Source organism: Pseudomonas sp. Irchel s3a12 (assembly GCF_900187485.1).
Lineage (GTDB): Bacteria > Pseudomonadota > Gammaproteobacteria > Pseudomonadales > Pseudomonadaceae > Aquipseudomonas > Aquipseudomonas neuropathica.
Genome location: NZ_FYDN01000005.1, coordinates 284,564 through 305,181, shown reverse-complemented (window position 1 = coordinate 305,181; position 20,618 = coordinate 284,564). Strand labels below are relative to the sequence as shown.

Annotated in this window: 20 protein-coding genes; 17 read left to right on the top strand and 3 right to left on the bottom strand. The window is 61.7% G+C overall.

Annotation, left to right across the window (positions count from 1 at the left end):
• Positions 1 to 12: 12 nt before the first annotated feature.
• The 16 genes from CKW14_RS11240 to CKW14_RS11165 all read left to right on the top strand — a co-directional run bounded on the left by CKW14_RS11240 (position 13) and on the right by CKW14_RS11165 (position 15,299).
• A complete protein-coding gene (locus CKW14_RS11240; protein ID WP_095125316.1) occupies positions 13 to 747 on the top strand; it encodes a glycosyltransferase family 2 protein in 735 nt (244 codons plus the stop codon).
• Positions 744 to 1,691 carry a glycosyl transferase gene (locus CKW14_RS11235; protein ID WP_095125315.1) on the top strand — a complete coding sequence of 316 codons (948 nt, stop codon included), beginning with the start codon at positions 744 to 746 and terminating at the stop codon, positions 1,689 to 1,691. Before CKW14_RS11240 ends, CKW14_RS11235 begins: the two co-directional genes overlap by 4 nt.
• Complete coding sequence (gene hutH, locus CKW14_RS11230; RefSeq protein WP_095125314.1) at positions 1,672 to 3,216, top strand: histidine ammonia-lyase; 1,545 nt, start codon at positions 1,672 to 1,674, stop codon at positions 3,214 to 3,216. Before CKW14_RS11235 ends, hutH begins: the two co-directional genes overlap by 20 nt.
• The gene (locus CKW14_RS11225) at positions 3,209 to 3,634 is read left to right on the top strand and encodes a thioesterase family protein (RefSeq protein ID WP_095047227.1); all 426 of its coding nucleotides are present in this window, start codon (positions 3,209 to 3,211) and stop codon (positions 3,632 to 3,634) included. The genes hutH and CKW14_RS11225 overlap by 8 nt, the downstream gene beginning before the upstream one ends.
• A complete protein-coding gene (locus tag CKW14_RS11220) occupies positions 3,631 to 4,233 on the top strand; it encodes an outer membrane lipoprotein carrier protein LolA (protein ID WP_095047226.1) in 603 nt (200 codons plus the stop codon). The genes CKW14_RS11225 and CKW14_RS11220 overlap by 4 nt, the downstream gene beginning before the upstream one ends.
• Entirely contained in the window at positions 4,217 to 6,556 is a 2,340-nt protein-coding gene (locus tag CKW14_RS11215) for an MMPL family transporter (RefSeq protein ID WP_095125313.1), read from the top strand. Before CKW14_RS11220 ends, CKW14_RS11215 begins: the two co-directional genes overlap by 17 nt.
• On the top strand, positions 6,553 to 7,716 hold the full coding sequence (locus tag CKW14_RS11210) for a sodium:proton antiporter (protein WP_095125312.1): 1,164 nt from the start codon (positions 6,553 to 6,555) through the stop codon (positions 7,714 to 7,716). Before CKW14_RS11215 ends, CKW14_RS11210 begins: the two co-directional genes overlap by 4 nt.
• Complete coding sequence (locus tag CKW14_RS11205; protein WP_095125311.1) at positions 7,703 to 8,950, top strand: NAD(P)/FAD-dependent oxidoreductase; 1,248 nt, start codon at positions 7,703 to 7,705, stop codon at positions 8,948 to 8,950. Before CKW14_RS11210 ends, CKW14_RS11205 begins: the two co-directional genes overlap by 14 nt.
• Positions 8,947 to 9,672, top strand: coding sequence for a class I SAM-dependent methyltransferase (locus tag CKW14_RS11200; RefSeq protein ID WP_095047222.1), 726 nt, complete (start codon positions 8,947 to 8,949; stop codon positions 9,670 to 9,672). The genes CKW14_RS11205 and CKW14_RS11200 overlap by 4 nt, the downstream gene beginning before the upstream one ends.
• Positions 9,673 to 9,812: 140 nt before the next feature.
• Entirely contained in the window at positions 9,813 to 10,280 is a 468-nt protein-coding gene (locus CKW14_RS11195; RefSeq protein WP_095047221.1) for a hypothetical protein, read from the top strand.
• Positions 10,277 to 11,473, top strand: a complete 1,197-nt coding sequence (locus CKW14_RS11190) for a beta-ketoacyl-[acyl-carrier-protein] synthase family protein (RefSeq protein WP_095125310.1) — start codon at positions 10,277 to 10,279, stop codon at positions 11,471 to 11,473. Before CKW14_RS11195 ends, CKW14_RS11190 begins: the two co-directional genes overlap by 4 nt.
• Positions 11,470 to 11,934 (top strand): hotdog family protein, encoded by a 465-nt coding sequence (locus CKW14_RS11185; RefSeq protein ID WP_095047219.1) that lies wholly within the window; start codon positions 11,470 to 11,472, stop codon positions 11,932 to 11,934. The genes CKW14_RS11190 and CKW14_RS11185 overlap by 4 nt, the downstream gene beginning before the upstream one ends.
• Positions 11,927 to 12,655, top strand: coding sequence for a 3-oxoacyl-ACP reductase FabG (gene fabG / locus CKW14_RS11180; protein WP_095047218.1), 729 nt, complete (start codon positions 11,927 to 11,929; stop codon positions 12,653 to 12,655). Before CKW14_RS11185 ends, fabG begins: the two co-directional genes overlap by 8 nt.
• A complete protein-coding gene (locus CKW14_RS11175; RefSeq protein ID WP_095047217.1) occupies positions 12,655 to 13,881 on the top strand; it encodes a beta-ketoacyl-ACP synthase in 1,227 nt (408 codons plus the stop codon). The genes fabG and CKW14_RS11175 overlap by 1 nt, the downstream gene beginning before the upstream one ends.
• A 25-nt stretch (positions 13,882 to 13,906) precedes the next feature.
• The gene (locus tag CKW14_RS11170) at positions 13,907 to 14,710 is read left to right on the top strand and encodes a hypothetical protein (RefSeq protein WP_095125309.1); all 804 of its coding nucleotides are present in this window, start codon (positions 13,907 to 13,909) and stop codon (positions 14,708 to 14,710) included.
• A 151-nt stretch (positions 14,711 to 14,861) separates the two neighbouring features.
• A complete protein-coding gene (locus CKW14_RS11165) occupies positions 14,862 to 15,299 on the top strand; it encodes an excinuclease (RefSeq protein ID WP_095120715.1) in 438 nt (145 codons plus the stop codon).
• A 104-nt stretch (positions 15,300 to 15,403) separates the two neighbouring features.
• Here the strand turns inward: CKW14_RS11165 and CKW14_RS11160 are convergent, their stop codons facing one another.
• A complete protein-coding gene (locus CKW14_RS11160) occupies positions 15,404 to 16,306 on the bottom strand; it encodes a LysR family transcriptional regulator (protein WP_016983863.1) in 903 nt (300 codons plus the stop codon).
• Positions 16,307 to 16,424: 118 nt separating this feature from the next.
• On the opposite strand from CKW14_RS11160, the gene CKW14_RS11155 reads away from it, so the two are divergent.
• Positions 16,425 to 17,699 (top strand): MFS transporter, encoded by a 1,275-nt coding sequence (locus CKW14_RS11155; RefSeq protein WP_095047211.1) that lies wholly within the window; start codon positions 16,425 to 16,427, stop codon positions 17,697 to 17,699.
• Between the two features lie 178 nt (positions 17,700 to 17,877).
• On the opposite strand, the gene hemE is transcribed toward CKW14_RS11155, so the two are convergent.
• Both hemE and CKW14_RS11145 read right to left on the bottom strand, forming a co-directional pair.
• The gene (gene hemE, locus CKW14_RS11150; RefSeq protein WP_008077242.1) at positions 17,878 to 18,945 is read right to left on the bottom strand and encodes a uroporphyrinogen decarboxylase; all 1,068 of its coding nucleotides are present in this window, start codon (positions 18,943 to 18,945) and stop codon (positions 17,878 to 17,880) included.
• Between the two features lie 247 nt (positions 18,946 to 19,192).
• Positions 19,193 to 20,611: an FAD-dependent oxidoreductase gene (locus tag CKW14_RS11145; RefSeq protein ID WP_007909438.1), complete on the bottom strand. Its 1,419-nt coding sequence runs from the start codon at positions 20,609 to 20,611 to the stop codon at positions 19,193 to 19,195.
• Between the last annotated feature and the right edge of the window lie 7 nt (positions 20,612 to 20,618).

Below are 20,618 nucleotides of genomic sequence, written 5' to 3'. Positions count from 1 at the left end.
TGGAGAAAACGTATGCATAACCCTTGCGCCGTGATCCCGGTCTACAACCACGAAGCTGCGATCGGCACCGTGGTCGACGCCCTGCTCGCGCAAGGCCTGCCGTGCATTCTGGTGGACGACGCCAGCACGCTCTCTTGTGCCAGAGTGCTCGACGCACTGGCCGAGCGCGACAACGTGCATCTGGTACGCCTGACCGCGAATCAGGGCAAGGGCGGCGCGGTAATGACCGGTTTGCGCGAAGCCTCGCTGTTGGGCTTCAGCCATGCGCTACAGGTTGATGCCGACGGCCAGCACGACTTGCACGATGTGGAGCGTTTTGTCGCCGAGTCCCGTGCCCATCCCGAGGCGATGATCTGCGGTTATCCGCTGTTCGACGAGAGCGTGCCGAAAGGTCGTTTGTACGCGCGCTACCTGACCCACGTGATGGTCTGGATCAACACGCTGTCGCTGCAGATCCGCGATTCAATGTGTGGTTTCCGTGTCTATCCGCTCGCCCCGACGCTGGCGGTGATTGATTCGGCGAAAGTCGGCAAGCGCATGGATTTCGACTCGGACATTCTCGTGCGCCTGTCGTGGCGCAATCAGCCGATGCGCTGGCTGCAAACCAGCGTGCATTATCCGCTGGACGGTGTGTCGCACTTCCGTCTGTTCCATGACAACGCACTGATTTCCAGCATGCACACACGGCTGTTTCTCGGCATGTTGCTGCGCTTCCCGGTGATCCTCTGGCGGCGGTGGCGAACATGACCGGCGAAGCCGACAAAAAGCACTGGGCTGACCGCGAAGAGCGCGGCAGCTTCCTGCTGATGAAATTCACCGCGTTCGCCGCCAAGGTCCTGGGCCGACGCCTGCTCAGCCCGTTGCTGTACGGCATCGTCCTGTACTTCTTCCTGTTCGGCCGCACCGCACGGCGCAGTGCTTGGCAATACCAGCAACGCCTGGCCGCATGGAGTCAGCGCGACGTGTTGCGCCCGACGCATTGGCGGGTGTTCGGCCAGTTCATGGCATTCGCCGATTCGATGCTCGACAAGCTCGACGTGTGGAACGGCAAACTGCGTATCGAACAAATCGAAATCATCGACCCGGCGCTGCTGCGCAATCAGCTGCGCGGCAGTCGCGGACAACTGCTGGTCGGCGCGCACCTGGGCAATCTGGAAGTCTGTCGCGCACTGGCGGAGATCGGCGAAAAGGTCACCATGAACGTGCTGGTACACACCAAGCACGCCGAACAATTCAACCGTTTGCTGGGCGAGGCCGGGGCGACCAATCTGCGCCTGATTCAAGTCAGCGAACTCGACCCGGTGATCATGCTGCAACTGCACGAACGCCTGGAGCGCGGTGAATGGCTGGCGATTGCCGGCGACCGCGTCCCCCTGCATGGCGGGCGAAGCGTAACCGTGGACTTTCTCGGCCATCCGGCGCCGTTCCCGCAAGGCCCGTGGTTGCTCGCCGGCCTGCTCAAATGCCCGGTCAATCTGCTGATGTGCCTGAAACAGCCGGACGGTCACTATCGCCTGACTCTCGAACCCTTCGCCGATGCCGTGGTGTGGAAGCGCAGCGAGCGCGAGCAGGTCATTCATCAGTGGGCCACCCGCTATGCGCAGCGCCTGAGTCACTATTGCCTCGAAGCGCCGCAACAATGGTTCAACTTTTACCCTTTCTGGAAGACCGATGACGACGCCAACCCATGAGCCGGTAACCTTCGGCGAACGCCCTTTGCGCATCGAAGACGTGCTGGCCCTGGCCAACCGTCAGGCGCCCGTGCAATTGCAGAGCGACGCCGACTATCGCGAGCGCATCGCCAAGGGCGCGCGGTTCCTCGATTCGCTGCTGGACAAGGAAGGCGTGATCTACGGCGTGACCACCGGTTACGGCGATTCCTGCGTGGTCGCGGTGCCGCTGCATCACGTAGAGGCCCTGCCGCGTCACCTCTACACCTTCCACGGTTGCGGGCTGGGTAAACTGCTCGACGCGCAAGCCACCCGCGCGGTGTTGGCGGCGCGTTTGCAGTCGTTGTGCCATGGCGTCTCCGGGGTGCGCGTGGAGTTGCTGGAGCGTCTGCACGCGTTCCTCGAATACGACATCCTGCCGCTGATCCCTGAAGAAGGCTCAGTCGGCGCCAGCGGTGATCTGACGCCGCTGTCCTACGTCGCTGCAACGCTGTCCGGTGAACGTGAAGTAATGTTCCGTAGCGAACGTCGCCAGTCTGCCGATGTGCATCGTGAACTCGGCTGGACACCGCTGGTACTGCGCCCGAAAGAAGCGCTGGCGCTGATGAACGGCACCGCCGTAATGACCGGTCTCGCCTGCCTCGCTTTCGCCCGTGCCGACTATCTGCTGCAACTGGCCACGCGCATCACCGCGCTCAATGTGGTCGCGCTGCAAGGCAATCCGGAGCACTTCGACGAACGTCTGTTCGCCGCCAAACCACATCCAGGGCAAATGCAGGTCGCCGCGTGGCTGCGCAAGGATCTGGCCATCGACGCGCCGACCGCACCGCTGCATCGCCTGCAGGATCGCTATTCGCTGCGCTGCGCACCGCACGTGCTCGGCGTGTTGGCCGACAGCCTGAACTGGCTGCGTTCGTTCATCGAAACCGAGCTGAACAGCGCCAACGACAACCCGATTATCGACGCCGAAGCCGAACGCGTTTTGCACGGCGGGCACTTCTACGGCGGCCACATCGCGTTCGCCATGGACAGCCTGAAAAACCTCGTGGCCAACGTCGCTGACCTGCTGGACCGCCAGCTCGCGCTGCTGGTCGACGAGCGTTACAACCACGGTCTGCCAAGCAACCTCTCCGGTGCTCCGGCGGATCGAGCGATGATCAACCATGGCTTCAAAGCCGTGCAGATCGGCACCAGCGCATGGACCGCCGAAGCGCTGAAAAACACCATGCCGGCCAGCGTGTTCTCGCGCTCCACCGAGTGCCACAACCAGGACAAAGTCAGCATGGGCACCATCGCCGCCCGCGATGCGATCCGTGTGCTGGAGCTGACCGAACAAGTCGCTGCCGCCACCCTGCTCGCCGCCAACCAAGGCGTGTGGCTGCGTGCTCAAGCCGAAGATGCCCGGCCGTTGCCGCCATCGCTGGCGGCGATGCACGCAGAACTGGCCAAGGACTTCCCGCCGGTGATCGAAGACCGCGCCCTGGAAGGCGAGCTGCGTCTGTGCCTGCAACGTATCGCCGCACAACACTGGAGGCTGCATGCGTAGCGCCGGAGTGCTTCACGCCGACACCGAAATCCTCGTACCGTTTTTCGACGTCGACACCATGCACGTCGTCTGGCACGGCCATTACGTCAAATACCTCGAAGTGGCGCGTTGCGCGCTGCTGGACAAGATCGGCCACAACTACACGCACATGGTCGAGGCCGGTTATGCCTGGCCGATCATCGACCTGCAACTGCGCTATGTGCGCGGCGCGGTGTTCGGTCAGCGCCTAAATGTGCGCGCCAGTCTGGTCGAATGGGAAAACCGTCTGAAGATCAATTACCTGATCACCGACCTGCACAGCGGCGAACGCCTCACCCGTGCCAGCTCGGTGCAGGTTGCCGTCGAAGTGAGCAGCCGCGAGATGCAACTGGCTTCACCGAAGGTCTTCACCGATGCCGTGGAAAGGATGCTGCGATGAATGTTTTTGTTAAAGGCTTGAGTGTACTGGCGCTGCTGGTGATGTCCTCTCTGGCCAACGCCTTCGACCTGCAACAACTGAGCGAGCAACTGGCGAAACCGGACGTGATCCACGGTCAGTTCATTCAGGAAAAACACCTGCGTGCATTACCGCAGCCGCTGATCAGCAAGGGCAGTTTTGTTCTGGCGAAAAACCACGGCCTGCTCTGGCTGCTGAAGACCCCGCTGCAACAGGACTACCGCATCACCGCCAAGGGCATCGCCCGGCGTGACGGCAACGGCTGGCAACTGCTGCCGAACAAGAGCGCCGGGGCCGAGCAGAACCGCTTGTTCCTCGCCGTGCTGCAAGGCGACAGCAGCGGCCTGCAACGCGACTTCGAACTGGCCCTGAGCGGCGACGCACAGCAGTGGAAACTCACGCTGACCCCGCGCTCGCTGCTGCTCAAGCAAGTATTCAACCAGATCAATATCGACGGCGGCACGCTGGTGCAGACCATCGAACTGCTGGAAACCCAGGGCGACAGCACGGTGCTGCGCATGCAGGACAGCACCGCCGGGCAACCGTTGAACGACGCGGAGCAACATGACTTTGCCGAGTGAACGCAGGCTGCCCTGGCTGTTTCTGATTCTGCTGCTGGCGGTCGTCGCTCTGGCCGGTTGGCAGTGGCGTGACGGTGCGCCATTGTCGGCGAACCTGATGGAACTGGTGCCCGGCACCCACCCCGACGCCCTCGAACAGCGCGCCGAGCAGCGTATGCAGGAACCGCTCAATCGCGAAATGCTGGTGCTGGTCGGCCACGCCGACCGCCAGCTAGCGGTGGCCATGGCGCAGACGCTGGGCGAGCAATGGCAGGCCAGCGGGTTGTTCGAAAAGGTGCAGTGGAACCTGCAAGCAGACCTGCCAGCGCTGCGCACACAACTGCTGCAAGGGCGACTGGCGATGCTCTCGGCGGATGACCGGCAACTGCTGATCGAACACCCAGACGCATTCATTCAACAACGCGTGCAGGCCCTGTTCGATCCGTTCAGCGGTTTCAGTCTGGTGCCGAGTCAGGATGACTGGCTGGGCCTGACCGGGCGCATTCAGAACAGCCAGCCGCAGCACGGTTCGGTGCAACTGGACATCGGCAGCGGCGCGTTGATTGCCGATGCGGACGGCAAGAGCTGGGTGCTGCTGCGTGCACGCACCACCGGCAATGCTTTCGACATGGACCTGCCGCTGCAAGTCGCGGCATTGCTGCAAGCCAGCCGCGAGCAGGCGGCGAAATCCGACGTGCAATTGCTGGCCGCCAGCGGCTTGCTCTACGCGGCCAATGGTCAGCAGCAAGCCACGCGCGAAATGACCTGGGTCGGTGGTGGTGCGACGGTCGGCATTCTCTTGCTGCTGTTGCTCGCTTTCCGCCGCTGGCGCGTGTTGCTGGCGTTCGTGCCGGTGCTGGTCGGCATGTTGTTCGGTGCGGTGGCGTGTGTGGCGCTGTTCGGCCACATGCATGTGATGACGCTGGTGCTCGGCTCCAGCCTGATCGGCGTGGCCGTGGACTATCCGCTGCACTATTTGTCGAAGAGTTGGAGCCTGAAGCCTTGGCGCAGTTGGCCGGCGTTGCGTTTGACGCTGTCCGGGCTGACCCTGAGCCTGATCACCAGCGCCATCGGTTATCTGGCACTGGCGTGGACGCCGTTCCCGGCGTTGACGCAAATCGCGGTGTTCTCCGCCGCTGGCTTGCTCGGCGCCTATTTTTCGGCGGTGTGCCTGTTGCCGGCGTTGCTGAAAAACGTCGAACTACGCCCCGCGCAATGGCCGCTGCATCTGGCCGAGCGCATGGTCAACCTGCGCGAAAAACTCCTCGAACGCGTACGCACGCCGGTGTTGCTGGCACTACTGATCGCCTTCTGTGTGGGCGGTCTGGTGCAGCTGCAAAGCAAGAATGACATCCGCCAATGGGTCGGCGCACCACAACATCTGACCGACGAAGCGCAGGCCATCGCGCGCATCACCGGCTATCAGCCGACCAGCCAGTTTTTCCTCGTGCGCGCCGACAATCAGCAGCAATTGCTCGAGCGTCAGGCCGCGCTGAGCGAGCGTCTGGAGCAACTGGTCAACCTCGACAAGCTGCAAGGCTATCTGGCCCTCGATCGACTGGTCAGCCCACCGAAACAGCAAGAACAGGTACGTCAGGCACTGAACAAACTGCCGCAATACTGGCAGCCACTGCTCGACCTCGGCGTACCGCTCGCCGCGCTGCAAACCGAACTGCAACAGTTGCAGACCGTACCCGCCGAAGACATCGACGCAGCATTGGCCGGCCCGCTCGGCGAACCATATCGCACACTCTGGCTCGGCCCGACCGAAGACGGCGTAGCGGCAATGACCAGTCTGCAAGGCCTGAACAACCCGGCACTGTTGCGCGTGCAGGCGCTGGATTTGCCGGGGGTGACGCTGGTCGATCGTCTCGGTGAGTTGAACGAGGTTTTCGCCGCGACGCAGATCAGCGCTGCTGAACTGAAACTCGCTTCCTGCGCGTTGATCGTGCTGGTGCTGATGTTGCCGTTCGGTCTCGGCGGGGCGCTGCGTATCGTTGCCCTGCCGTTGCTCGCTGCGCTGTGCAGTCTGGCCAGCCTTGGCTGGCTCGGTCAGCCGTTGACCCTGTTCAGCCTGTTCGGCCTGCTGCTGGTGACGGCGATCAGCGTCGACTACGCGATTCTTATGCGCGAGCAAGTCGGTGGTGCGGCGGTGAGCCTGCTCGGCACCCTGCTGGCCGCTGTGACGACGTGGCTGTCGTTCGGTTTGCTGGCGGTGTCCAGCACGCCGGCGGTGAGCAACTTCGGTCTGTCGGTGAGCCTCGGTCTGGCGTTCAGCTTCATGCTCGCACCGTGGGCGGGGCGTCACGAACACACCGCGACAGTCGTGGAGCCGGCAGCATGATGGTCGTCGCCTTCTGGTTCATGGCCCTGGCGTTGTTCGCCGTGGCCACTCGCATCGGGCGCCACTTCGGTCTGATTCCGATTGTCAGTCAGTTGCTGCTGGCGAGCTTCGGCTTGCCGCTGCTGATGTACTTCTGGATCGAGCCGGGCTGGCAGCTCAGTGGCGCGCAACTGATTGCGCCTGACTGGCTGAAAAACCTCTACAGCCTGAGTTTTGCCCTGCTGCTCGGGCATATCCTCAGTGATGTGATCGATCTGAAACTCGATCGCCAGAGCGTGAAAATCGCTGTGCCGAGTTTCCTCGTGCCGTTTGCCTGTGGCCTGGCCGCTGCCTATTGGCTGCTGCCGGCGCAACCGTGGCTCAACTCGCTGGCCATCGGCCTGGTGTTCGCGATTACCGCGATCCCGGTGCTGTACCTGTATCTGCGCCACATCGATTATCCGCCCGCCGCCACTCGCCGGTTGGTGCAGACCGCGATCCTCATCGATCTGACCTGCTGGACGCTGTTCGGCCTCGCCCAGGGCAGTCTGCATCTGAGCAGTCTGCTGCTGCCGCTGGCTCTCGCCCTTGTGCCGTTGCTGTTGCATCTGTTGCGTGCGCGTCGACCGCTGACCTACAGCCTCGGTTTCTTTGCGCTGTTGGTAATGGCCGAGCACTACAAACTCAACGCGCTGATCTTCGGCATCGGCTACCTGCTATGCATGGCCGCGCTGAAAGTGCCGCTGGTGCTGCCATTACCGGCGCGCTGGATGAGCCGTTTGCAGACGTGGCTGGCGATCCCGCTGATCCTGACGTTCGGCATCGTCCAGATCGACGTGCACAGCGCCCTCTCCAGCCTGGGTCCGCTGCAATGGGCGGCGCTGCTGCTGTTGCCGATTGCCAGTAAACTGCTCGGCAACTGGCTCGGCCTCGGCTGGGCCGGCGCCTCGTTCGAAGGCGCCAGCCGCTGGCGCGAAAGTGTGCTGCTGAATATTCGCGGCCTGAGCGAAATCGTCTTTCTCAATTTGTTGTTGCAACAACAGCTCATCACCCCGGCGCTGTACTTCGCGCTGATGCTGATGGGCCTGATCGCGACGCTGCTACCGGCCCTGATCGGCCTGCATCGCGCGCCATTGAATCTGCAACATCCTTTACCCCGGAGCTCACGTGCCAATCGTTGAAATGGAATCCCGTCAGGTCGTGATCATCGGCGCCGGTCCCTCCGGCGCCATCGCTGCGGCGTTGCTCAAGCGCAAGGGCAACGATGTGCTGGTGATCGAGCGCCAGCATTTTCCGCGCTTTTCGATCGGTGAAAGCCTGCTCAGCCATTGCCTGGATTTCGTCGAAGAAGCCGGCATGCTCGACGCCGTCAATGCCGCCGGATTCCAGCGCAAGACCGGCGCCGCATTCGCCTGGGGCGAGCGTTACAGCGCCTTCGATTTCGGTGACACCTTTACCGGCGGCAAACCGACCACGTTTCAGGTGCAACGCGCCGATTTCGACAAACTGCTGGCCGATCAAGCGGCGCTGCAAGGCGCGGAAATCCGCTACGGCGATGCCATCGTCAGCGTCGATTTCGACCGGACGAAACCGCACCTCGACGTGCGCCGTGAGGACGGCAGCGACTATCGCGTCGAAGCGGATTTCGTCCTTGATGCCAGCGGCTACGGCCGCGTGTTGTCGCGGCTGCTGGATCTGGAAGCGCCGTCGAACTTCCCGGTGCGCCAAGCGGTGTTCACCCACGTCGAAGATCACATCGACAACCCGGCGTTCGACCGCGAAAAAATCCTCGTCACCACCCATCCAGAGCATCGCGATGTCTGGTTCTGGACGATCCCGTTCAGTAATGGACGCTGTTCGGTGGGCGTGGTCGCCGCCGAGGAACATTTCAAGGGTCGCGACAACGATCTGGATGCCTGTCTGCGCAGCTTCATCGCCGAAACCCCGAGCCTTGCCGGCGTTCTGAACAATGCTGTGTGGGACACCCCCGCACGCACGCTCGGCGGTTACGCCGCCAATGTGAAATCCCTGCACGGGCCGGGCTTCGCCTTGCTCGGCAACGCGGCAGAATTTCTCGACCCGGTGTTCTCCTCCGGCGTGACCATCGCCATGCGCTCGGCGAGCATGGCGGCAGCGGTTTTGCACCGTCAGTTGCAGGGCGAAACCGTCGACTGGCAAAGCGAATTCGCCGAGCCGCTCAAGCGCGGCGTCGACACCTTCCGCTGCTACGTCGAGGGCTGGTACGCCGGCACCTTTCAGGACGTGATTTTTTATGAAGACAGCCAGGCGGAAATCCGTCGGATGATCTGTTCGATCCTCGCCGGCTACGCCTGGGATGAACGCAACCCGTTCGTCAGCGAAGCCCGCCGCCGCTTGAAGATGATTTCCGAACTCTGTGCAAAGGACGCCACATGAACTACTTGAGCGACAGCTACGTCGAGGAAACCCGCTTCGGTTTCTGGTTCCTGCGCAGCCACACCTGGCAGCACCATGTGTTGCGGGTGGCGATCAATGATTTGCGCGGTTTGTTCAGTGAAGCACTGCCGCAGAACCCGGTACTGCTGGACGCCGGTTGTGGCCAGGGCAAGTCGTTCGCTCATCTGCGCCAGACCTTTGCGCCACAGCGTTTGATCGGTGTTGATGCCGATCCGCACAGCCTGGAGTTGAGCGCTGAAGAAGCGACGCGTCTGGGCCTCGATGTAGAGCTGATCGGCAGTGATTGCGCGACGCTCAATGTGCCGGACGCCAGTGTTGATCTGCTGTTCTGCCATCAGACTTTTCATCATCTGGTCGAGCAGGAAAAAGCCCTCGCCGAGTTTTATCGAGTGCTGAAACCGGGTGGCTATCTGCTGTTCGCCGAATCCACAGAGGCTTACATTGATACGTGGGTGATCCGCTGGTTGTTCCGCCATCCGATGCATGTGCAGAAGAGTGCGGCGCAGTATCTGCAGATGATTCGTGGGCAGGGTTTCGAGTTTGCCGGGAAGAATGTCTCGTACCCGTATCTGTGGTGGAGCCGGTCGAAGGATTTCGGTTTGCTGGAGCGGTTTGGCTTACGCAAACCCAAGCCGTTCGGGCAGCGTGAGGAAACGCTGGTCAACGTGGTAGCGCGCAAGCCGCTGCAAGGTACTTTCTGATGCAAAGCTATCGACCTGCACACCCGAAACCCTGTGGGAGCTGGCTTGCCAGCGATAGCGGTGTGTCAGTCAACAAAAATGCTCGATGTGCCGACGCCATCGCTGGCAAGCCAGCTCCCACAAGGTTTGTGGCGTGGCTAATGTTGGTGGTATTTGTCCTCCTGAGTGCCTGCGCCAGCCAGGCGCCGTTGCCGGCGGGCAATCCAACACTCCCGCTGCCGCTGCAACTGCACATCGAACGCCAACAAGCCGAACAACGCCAGGACTGGCTGCTGGTGATCCAGCGCGAAGGCCCGGGCATTCGCTGGTCGATGATGGACCCGCTGGGCATTCCCCAAGCGCGGCAGCAACTGATCGACGGCCATTGGCAGGCCGATGGGCTGCTGCCGCCGAACCCCGAAGCCCGAGAACTGTTTGCCGCGCTGTTGTTCGCCCTGACCCCGTCCGGCGAGCTGCTGCGCAATTACCCCACCGCACTGCAACAGGGCCAGCAACGCGCCCTGCCGGCGCGCTGGGATATCCGTTATTCACAACCGTTGAGCTTCGAATTGAACCTGCCTCAAGGCCCGCACTACCGCGTTTCTCCGTTGGGTGAACCGACGCCATGACCGCTTACCTGAATGCCCTCGGCGTGATCTGCGCGCTGGGCCGCGACAAACAAGCCGTCGCGCGCAACCTGTTCGCCGGCGACTGCTCGGGCATGCGCCGCGAGTCCGGCTGGGTGGCGGAGCGTGAGTTGCCCGTCGCGGCCGTCCAGGGCGAACTGGCGCCGATCCCGGCAGAACTCGCCGATCAGCGCAGCCGCAACAATCAGCTGCTGCTGGAAGCGGCGTTGCAGATTCGCGATGACATCGATCAAGCGATCCAGACCTTCGGTCGTGAGCGCATCGGGGTGGTCCTCGGCACCAGCACTTCGGGCATCGACGAGGCCAGTCGAGGTCTGGCGCACTACATCCGCGAGCAGCAGTTCCCGGCTGAATACGATTATCGTCAACAGGAACTCGGCGCCCCGGCCAATTTCCTCGCCGACTGGTTGCAACTGAGCGGCCCGGCCTATGTGATTTCCACGGCATGCACCTCCAGCGCCCGGGCACTGATGAGCGCTCAGCGTTTGCTCGATCTGGGCCTGTGCGACGCGGTGCTGTGCGGCGGCGTCGACAGCCTGTGCAAACTGACCCTCAACGGTTTCTCGTCACTCGAAGCGATGTCCGACGAGCGCTGCAATCCGTTCTCGGCCAACCGCTGCGGCATCAATATCGGCGAAGCGGCGGTGCTGTTTGTCATGAGCAAACAACAGGGCAAAGGCCCGGCCATTGCCTTGCTCGGCGCCGGCGCCAGCTCCGACGCCCATCATATTTCTGCCCCTGAACCGACCGGGCGCGGCGCCCTGCAAGCGATGCAGAAAGCCTTGAGCCGCGCTCATCTGCAAGCAACGCAGATCAACTACCTGAACCTGCACGGCACCGCTACCCAACACAACGACGCCATGGAAAGCCTGGCGGTTACCGCGCTGTTTCCCGAAGGCGTCGCGTGCTCGTCGACCAAACCGATGACCGGCCACACCCTTGGCGCGGCCGGTGCTCTGGAAGCGGCGTTCTGCTGGCTGAGCCTGAGCGCCAACAACCCCGATCACGCCTTGCCGCCGCACGTCTGGGACGCTCAGGCCGATCCCGCGCTGCCACCGCTGAAGTGGGTGACCGCGAGCGAGCGCCTGACGTCCATTGCACCCCGCTATCTGATGAGCAACTCGTTTGCCTTCGGCGGCAACAACGTCAGCCTGATTATCGGAGACGCCCCATGATCCCCTGGCCGCTCGCCGAACTGCTGCCCCATGCGGGCGACATGATTCTGATCGACAGCATCTCAAGCTTTGACGAGGAGCAGATCTACACCCGTCTGACGGTCCAGCCTGATGGCCTGTTCAACCTGCCCGACGGCAGCCTGCCGGCCTGGGTCGGCATCGAACTGATGGCGCAGAGCGTCGCCGCATTTGCCGGTTGCCACGCGCGGCAGAAAGGCAATCCGGTGGAGCTGGGCTTTCTGCTCGGTACGCGCAAGTTCGAGTGCAACGTCGAAGCGTTTCCCGCCGGCAGCGAACTGACCATCCATGGTCTGCGTTCGCTGGAAGATGAAAACGGCATGGGCGTCTTCGAATGCCATATCAACGGCGCCGGCATTCACGCCAGCGCGCGCCTGAACGTGTTCCGTCCGCCTCAGGTCAATCAATATCTGCAACAGACACAGGAGTCGAACGATGACTGAATCCGTACTGGTCACCGGCTCCAGCCGTGGCATCGGCCGCGCCATTGCCTTGCGCCTCGCAAAGGCCGGGTACGACATCGTCCTGCACTGCCGCAGCGGCGTAGCCGAAGCGCAAGGCGTTCAGGCAGAAATCGAAGCACTGGGGCGCAAGGCGCGCATCCTGCAATTCGACGTTGCCGACCGGGAAACCTGCAAAACCATTCTGGAAGCCGACGTCGAAAGCCACGGCGCCTATTACGGCGTGGTGTTGAATGCCGGGCTCACCCGCGATGGCGCATTTCCAGCTCTGAGTGACGACGATTGGGACGTGGTGTTGCGCACCAACCTCGACGGTTTCTACAACGTCCTGCACCCGGTGATGATGCCGATGATCCGCCGCCGTGCCGCTGGTCGCATTGTCTGCATAACCTCGGTGTCGGGGCTGATCGGCAACCGTGGCCAGGTCAACTACAGCGCCTCCAAGGCCGGCGTGATTGGCGCGGCAAAGGCGTTGGCGATCGAGCTGGGCAAGCGCAAAATCACCGTTAACTGCGTCGCACCGGGCCTGATCGACACGGCGATGCTGGATGAAAACGTGCCGGTGGAAGAGTTGATGAAGATGATCCCCGCGCAACGCATGGGCACCCCGGAAGAGGTCGCCAGTGCGGTGAATTTCCTGATGTCGGCGGAAGCCTCGTACATCACCCGCCAGGTTCTGGCGGTCAACGGAGGCTTGTGCTGATGAAGCGCGTCGTCGTCACCGGCATGGCCGGCATCACTTCGCTGGGCAGCGATTGGGAGACCATCGCCGGCAACTTCGCGGCTAACCGCAGCGGCATCCGCCGCATGGCCGAGTGGGATCGTTTCAGCGAACTCAACACGCGCCTGGCCGGGCCGATTGATGACTTTGCAGTGCCTGCGCACTGGACGCGCAAGCAATTGCGCAGCATGGGCCGGGTGTCGCGGCTGGCGGTCGGCGCAGCAGAAAAAGCGCTGGCTGACGCCGGTCTGCTCGGCAATGAATCGATCAAGGATGGGCGCATGGGCGTCGCTTGTGGTTCGTCCACCGGCAGCACCGACGAGATCAAAGCGTTCGGCAACATGCTGCTCAACTCGGTGGCCGAAGGCCTCAACGCCAACTCCTACGTGCGGATGATGCCGCACACTACCGCCGCCAACATCAGCATCTTCTTTGGTCTCACCGGGCGGCTGATCCCGACGTCCAGCGCCTGCACCAGCGGCAGCCAGGGCATCGGTTACGCCTACGAGGCGATCAAGTTCGGCCGCCTGCCGTTGATGCTCGCCGGTGGCGCCGAGGAGCTGTGCCCGACCGAAGCCATGGTCTTCGACGCGCTCTACGCTACCAGCCTGAAAAACGAGGCGCCACAGACCAGTCCACGCCCGTACGACAAGGGCCGCGATGGCCTGGTGATCGGTGAAGGTGGCGGCATGCTGGTGCTTGAAGAGCTGGAACATGCTTTGGCGCGTGGTGCGCACATCCACGCCGAGATTGTCGGTTTCGGCAGCAACGCCGACGGCCAGCACACCACACGCCCGGAACAAGTGACCATGCGCCGTGCCATGGAACTGGCGCTGGAAGACGCCGGCCTGACGCCGGAGGCCATCGGTTATGTAAATGGCCACGGCACCGCTACAGAACAGGGCGACATTGCCGAAACACTGGCGACCAGCAGTTTGTTTGGCGAACGCATGCCGATCAGCTCGCAGAAGAGTTTCCTCGGCCACACCCTTGGCGCCTGCGGCGCGCTGGAGTCGTGGTTCAGCATCGAGATGATGAACCGCGACCTGTACGTGCACACGTTCAACCTCGACGAGGTCGATCCGCACTGCGGCAAACTCGATTACCTGCGCGGTGAGTTCCGCCAGATGCATCACGACTACGTGATGAACAACAATTTCGCTTTTGGTGGCGTCAACACCTCGTTGATTTTCCGCCGCTGGCACTGACCGCAACACGTTTGGAGTGAAGGGAATGACTCAGTTTCACCGCATCGCCGCTCTGTTGGCATTGGCTTTTGTGCTCGGCGGTTGCACCAGCAAACCGGTTTACAACGCCAAGGAAGAGTTCTCGCCCAACCTCGGTTTCACCCAGCAACAGATGAGCCGCGCCATCGTCACTGCGCTGAACGATCGCCAGTGGGTCGTGCAATCGGTACGTCCGGGCATGATCAAAGCGGCGATCACCGTACGCGGTCGCCATCACGCCGAAGTCGATATTCCGTTCACCCCGACTTCGTTCGAAATCGACTACCGCAGCAGCTACGGCCTCGATGCCAAGGACGGCAAGATCCACGGCAACTACAACCGCTGGGTCAACCGCCTGCGCGACAACGTGCTCAAAGAGCTGTCGATCAACCCGGACATCGAGTTCGTCAACGACCTGGGCATCGTCAAACAAGGCGCCGACGAGCCGACCTACCTGAGCTTCCGCGAAGGCGTCAAACGCGCCACCGACGCCGGCCTGCTCGACGGCAGCGTGAAGTTCTACCTGGCCGGTGAAACGCTGCCAAAACAGGTGCGTAAACTCGACACCGTGAGCAGCAGCCGCAAAACCAACGGCTCGAACAAATCCAACGAAGACGCCTGCTTCTGGGCCCTGCAATCGGCCTTGGCGACTCTGCAGAACGCCGCAAAAAAAGCCGACGCCAACGCGGTGATCAACATCGCCAGCGTCGACCAGCGTGATCTGTACAAGGACACTGAGAAATTCCAGTGCAGTGCCGGGCTGGTGGTGTCGAGCGTGGCGCTGCGCGGGGACTTGGCGCACGTGGATTGATGGGATTGCAGAAACGACAAAGGGCGCCATTCGGCGCCCTGCTCATTTCAGCTCTACACTCGTCCGGACAGGCCGTCGCACCGCGCCTGATGGAACGGCGAGCCTATCAGCCCTGCACTCGCGGTTCTCTTTCACAGTCAAGGAGATGACCATGCAAGTGAAAGCCCTGATCGCCGCTGCGCTTTTCGCGCTACTGCCCAGCGCCAGCCACGCCACCAATCTGATGTACATGCCCTTCGAAACCGTGCTGTCGGACGCGATTCGCGCCGGACGGCTGGATGGCAGTGTGAAGTTCTATCTGCTCGGCAATGGGCCGCAGGGCACTCAGCAGTTACTGCGCCGGGGGGTGGTCAGTGATTTGAAGACCAATGGCTTCAACAAGAGTGACCACAACTCCTGCGAGTGGGTGTTGCAGTCGAATCTGATCAAGTTGCAGGCTGATGCCAAGCGGGTGGGAGCGAATGCGGTGGTGAATATCGTCAGTTACTACGACCAGCATGTGCGCAAGGACTTGAATACCTACGAGTGCCGGGCGGGGATTTTCGTCACGCGGGTGGCGTTGAAGGGGGATTTGGTGCGGTTGCCCTGAATTGGGTGGTGCTTGAGCGGACGCCTTCGCGAGCAGGCTCGCTCCCACCTTGGAATGCGTTCCCCTGTGGAAGCGAGCCTGCTCGCGATTTGATTGCGCAGCAATCACGCCTTTGAAGGTTCGACCTTGCGCGTAAGAAGGTCGACAAATGCTTTGGCCATCGGCGATTTCTGATCCTTGCGCTGCACCAGCCACACCGCCGACACCGCCTCCGGATCGAGCAACGGGCGATAGACCACGCCGTCGATACGCATCCGCTGATAGGACGCCGGCAGCACCGAAACCCCCAACCCCGCTGCGACCAGGCCGATGATGGTCATGGCTTCCCCCGCCTCTTGGGCGAAGTGCGGGCTGAACCCGGCATCGCGCGCCAGACTCAGCAATTGCGCATACAGCCCGCTGCCGTAACTGCGCGGAAAGAACACGAACGGCTCCAGCGCCAGCGCCGAGAGGAACAAGCCCTCCTCCGATCCCTGGGCCAGTGGATGCTTGGAACCGAGCACCGCAACCAACGGCTCGCGCATCAACTCGACCACGCTGAGCGAATCCGGCAAACCCAGCGGGCGCATGATGCCAACCTCTATCGACTCATCCACCAAACCCTCGGCGACTTGCGTGCTGCTCATCTCCCGCAGATTGAGGTGCACCGCCGGAAAACGCTGGCGAAAGGAAAAGATCGCCTGCGGAATAGTCGAGTTGAACGGTGCCGAAGAGGTGAAACCAATCTTCAACTCGCCCAATTCACCGAGTTGCGCACGTCGGGCAACATCCGCCGCTTTATCAACCTGCGCCAGCACCAACCGCGCCTCCTCCAGAAACAACCGCCCGGCCTCACTCAACTCGACCCGACGATTGGTGCGCTCGAACAGACGCGCGCCAACCTCTTGCTCCAGCGCCTGAATCTGCTGGCTCAGTGGTGGCTGAGAAATCCCCAGCACTTGTGCGGCGCGGCCAAAATGCAGCTCTTCGGCAACGGCGATGAAGTAGCGCAGATGACGCAATTCCATGGAAACCTCATTAGGTCGTTAAAGCTATCAAACAGGTCGAACAATATATTGGATAGAAACATTAGCCAGCTATATGATTTTTTCATTGCCTGCCTGGCCGTGCCCTCCGAGGTCTGAAGTGAAAACTGCTGTCGCGCCCCTTGCCCATGAAGTCCCGCCCGCCGCTGCGGACGATGTCGTCGCCGAGCTGCAAGAGATCTACATCGAAAAAGGCACGCCGATGTTCATGCGCACGGTGCTGGCGCTGTTCAGCGGCGGTTTTGCGACGTTTGCCCTGCTGTATTGCGTGCAGCCGATGATGCCGCTGTTGTCCCACGAGTACGGAATCAACGCCGCGCAGAGCAGCCTGATCCTCTCGGTGGCGACCGGCATGCTCGCCATCGGCCTGCTGATCACCGGGCCGATTTCCGATCGGGTTGGGCGCAAACCGGTGATGGTGACCGCTCTGTTCGCAGCAGCGCTGTGCACCATGGCCAGTGCGATGATGCCGAGTTGGGAAGGCGTGCTGATCATGCGCGCGCTGATCGGGCTGTCGTTGAGTGGGCTGGCAGCGGTGGCAATGACCTATCTGAGTGAAGAGATCCATCCGCAACACATCGGTCTGGCGATGGGTTTGTACATCGGTGGCAACGCCATTGGCGGGATGAGCGGGCGCTTGATCACCGGCGTGCTGATCGATTTTGTCAGCTGGCACACGGCGATGCTGGTGATTGGCGGTCTGGCGATGATTGCCGCAGCGGTGTTCTGGAAGATCCTTCCCGAGTCGCGCAACTTCCGTTCACGCTCGCTGCACCCGCGCAGTCTGCTCGACGGCTTCACCATGCACTTTCGCGATGCCGGTCTGCCGCTGCTGTTTCTTGAAGCGTTCGTGTTGATGGGCGCGTTTGTCACGCTGTTCAACTACATCGGTTATCGCTTGCTGGCCGCACCGTACAACCTTGATCAGGTGTTCGTGGGCTTGCTGTCGGTGGTGTATCTGTCGGGGATCTACAGCTCGGCGAAAATTGGCTCGCTGGCAGACAAACTGGGGCGACGCAAAGTGTTGTGGGCGACCATTGCGCTGATGTTCGCCGGCCTTGCCTTGACGATGTTTACGCCACTGTTACTGGTGATTGTCGGCATGTTGATTTTCACCTTTGGTTTCTTTGGTGCGCACTCGGTGGCAAGTAGCTGGATCGGTCGACGCGCGACCAAGGCCAAGGGCCAGGCGTCGTCGTTGTACCTGTTCAGTTATTACGCCGGGTCGAGCATTGCCGGCACGGCGGGCGGGGTGTTCTGGCATCTCGGAGGCTGGAACGGGATTGGTTTGTTTATTGGTGCGCTGTTGCTGATCGCGCTGTTGGTGGCGTTGAAACTGGCGAAGTTGCCGCCACTCAGCGGTGTCAAAGCCTGAAGCGCAACCCATGTAGGAGTGAGCCTGCTCGCGATAGCGGTGTGTCAGCCAACATATTGGGCGACTGGCTCACCGCTATCGCGAGCAGGCTCACTCCTACAATTGATCTGCGTACGACGTTGAATCGTGGAAACAAAAACGCCCGGCATTTAGCCGGGCGTTTTTTATGGTGTGGCGATCACTCGTGATACTGCGCCGACAGCTCATGCACCGCGCGCAGGAACGCACCGGCATGTTCCGGATCAACCTCAGGCGTGATGCCGTGACCGAGGTTGAACACATGGCCACTGCCCTTGCCATAGCTGGCCAGAATGCGCCCGACTTCAGTGCGGATTGCTTCCGGTTTTGCGTAAAGCACGGTCGGGTCCATGTTGCCTTGCAGCGCAACCTTGTCGCCGACACGGGCGCGGGCGTTGCCGATGTCGCAGGTCCAGTCCAGGCCCAGGGCGTCGGCACCCGCCTCGGCGATGCTTTCCAGCCACAGGCCGCCGTTCTTGGTGAAGAGGATCACCGGCACTTTGCGACCGTCGTGCTCGCGGATCAGGCCGCTGACGATCTTCTTCATGTAGGCCAGCGAGAACTCCTGATACGCCGCCGCCGACAGGTTACCGCCCCAGGTGTCGAAGATCTGCACCGCTTGCGCGCCGGCCATGATCTGACCGTTGAGGTATGAGGTCACCGACTGCGCCAGTTTATCCAGCAGCAGGTGCATGGCTTGCGGGTTGTCGTAGAGCATCGCCTTGGTCTTGCGGAAGTCTTTCGACGAACCGCCTTCAACCATGTAGGTCGCCAGGGTCCACGGGCTGCCGGAGAAACCGATCAACGGCACACGGCCGTTCAGCTCGCGACGGATGGTGCTGACTGCGTCCATCACATAGCCGAGGTCTTTGTGCGGATCAGGGATTGGCAAGGCTTCGATGTCAGCGAGGGTGCTGACGACTTTCTTGAAGCGCGGACCTTCACCGGTCTCGAAGTACAGGCCCTGGCCCATGGCATCGGGGATGGTGAGGATGTCGGAAAACAGAATCGCCGCGTCCAGTTGTGGATAGCGGTCGAGCGGTTGCATCGTGACTTCGCAGGCGAATTCCGGATTCATGCACAGGCTCATGAAATCACCGGCCTGGGCGCGGCTGGCGCGGTATTCCGGCAGGTAGCGGCCGGCCTGGCGCATCATCCACACCGGGGTGACGTCAACGGGTTGCTTGAGCAGGGCGCGGAGGAAACGGTCGTTCTTCAGGGCAGTCATGTCGGCATCCGGAAAAAAAGTGCGGGCATTTTCTCAGAGCGCGACGCAAAAGGCACGGATGCAGGTCAGCCTTTTGTCTATCGGGTCAATTTATTGCGTTGGAATGCTGATTTTGCAGCAACACAACGCACTGTGGGAGCTGGCTTGCCAGCGATGCAGACACCTCGTTTTGTCAGATTGACCGAGGTGATGCTATCGCTGGCAAGCCAGCTCCCACAGGTATTGCATTGCAGTCAGCTAGACGGGTTTAGACGCCCAGGTAATCAAGGATCCCTTCGGCAGCATTGCGCCCTTCGAAGATTGCCGTCACCACCAGGTCGGAACCGCGCACCATGTCGCCACCGGCGAAGATTTTCGGATTGCTGGTCTGGTGCTTGTACTGACCTTGCTCAGGCGCAACAACGCGGCCCTGGCTGTCGGTCTGGATCTCGAACTGTTCGAACCACGGCGCCGGGCTCGGGCGGAAACCGAAGGCGATGACCACGGCATCAGCCGGGATGATCTCTTCGGAACCCGGGATCGGCTCTGGGCTGCGACGGCCACGGGCGTCCGGTTCGCCGAGACGGGTCTCGACCACTTTCACGCCTTCAACCTTGTCTTCGCCGACGATGGCGATCGGCTGGCGGTTGTAGAGGAATTTCACGCCTTCTTCCTTGGCGTTCTTCACCTCTTTGCGCGAGCCGGGCATGTTCGCTTCGTCACGACGATAAGCGCAGGTCACCGACTTGGCGCCCTGACGGATCGACGTGCGGTTGCAGTCCATCGCCGTGTCGCCGCCGCCGAGCACCACAACCTTCTTGCCTTTCATGTCGACGAAATCTTCCGGCGACTTTTCAAAGCCCAGGTTGCGATTGACGTTGGCGATCAGGAAGTCCAGCGCGTCATACACGCCCGGCAGATCCTCACCGGCAAAACCGCCCTTCATGTAGGTGTAGGTGCCCATGCCCATGAACACCGCATCGTATTCGGCGAGCAGTTGTTCCATGGTCACGTCTTTGCCGACTTCGGTATTCAGACGGAACTCGATGCCCATGCCGGTGAAGACTTCGCGACGATTGCTCAGCACGGTCTTTTCCAGCTTGAACTCGGGGATGCCGAAGGTCAGCAGACCGCCGATTTCCGGGTTCTTGTCGAACACCACAGGGGTCACGCCGCCGCGTACCAGCACGTCGGCACAACCCAGACCCGCCGGGCCCGCGCCGATGATGGCGACACGTTTGCCGGTCGGTTTGACCTTGGACATGTCCGGGCGCCAGCCCATGGCGAACGCGGTGTCGGTGATGTACTTCTCGACCGAACCGATGGTCACCGCGCCGAAACCGTCGTTAAGGGTGCAGGCACCCTCGCACAGACGATCCTGCGGGCACACCCGGCCGCAGACTTCCGGCAAGGTGTTGGTCTGGTGCGACAGTTCGGCGGCCTGGAGGATGTTGCCCTCGGCCACCAGCTTCAACCAGTTGGGAATGAAGTTGTGCACCGGGCACTTCCATTCGCAATACGGGTTGCCGCAACCCAGGCAGCGGTGGGCCTGATCGGCCGACTGCTGGGGTTTGAACGGTTCGTAGATCTCGACGAACTCTTTCTTGCGTTGACGCAACAGTTTCTTCTTCGGATCTTTGCGCCCGACATCGATGAACTGGAAGTCGTTGTTCAGACGTTCAGCCATTGTTAAA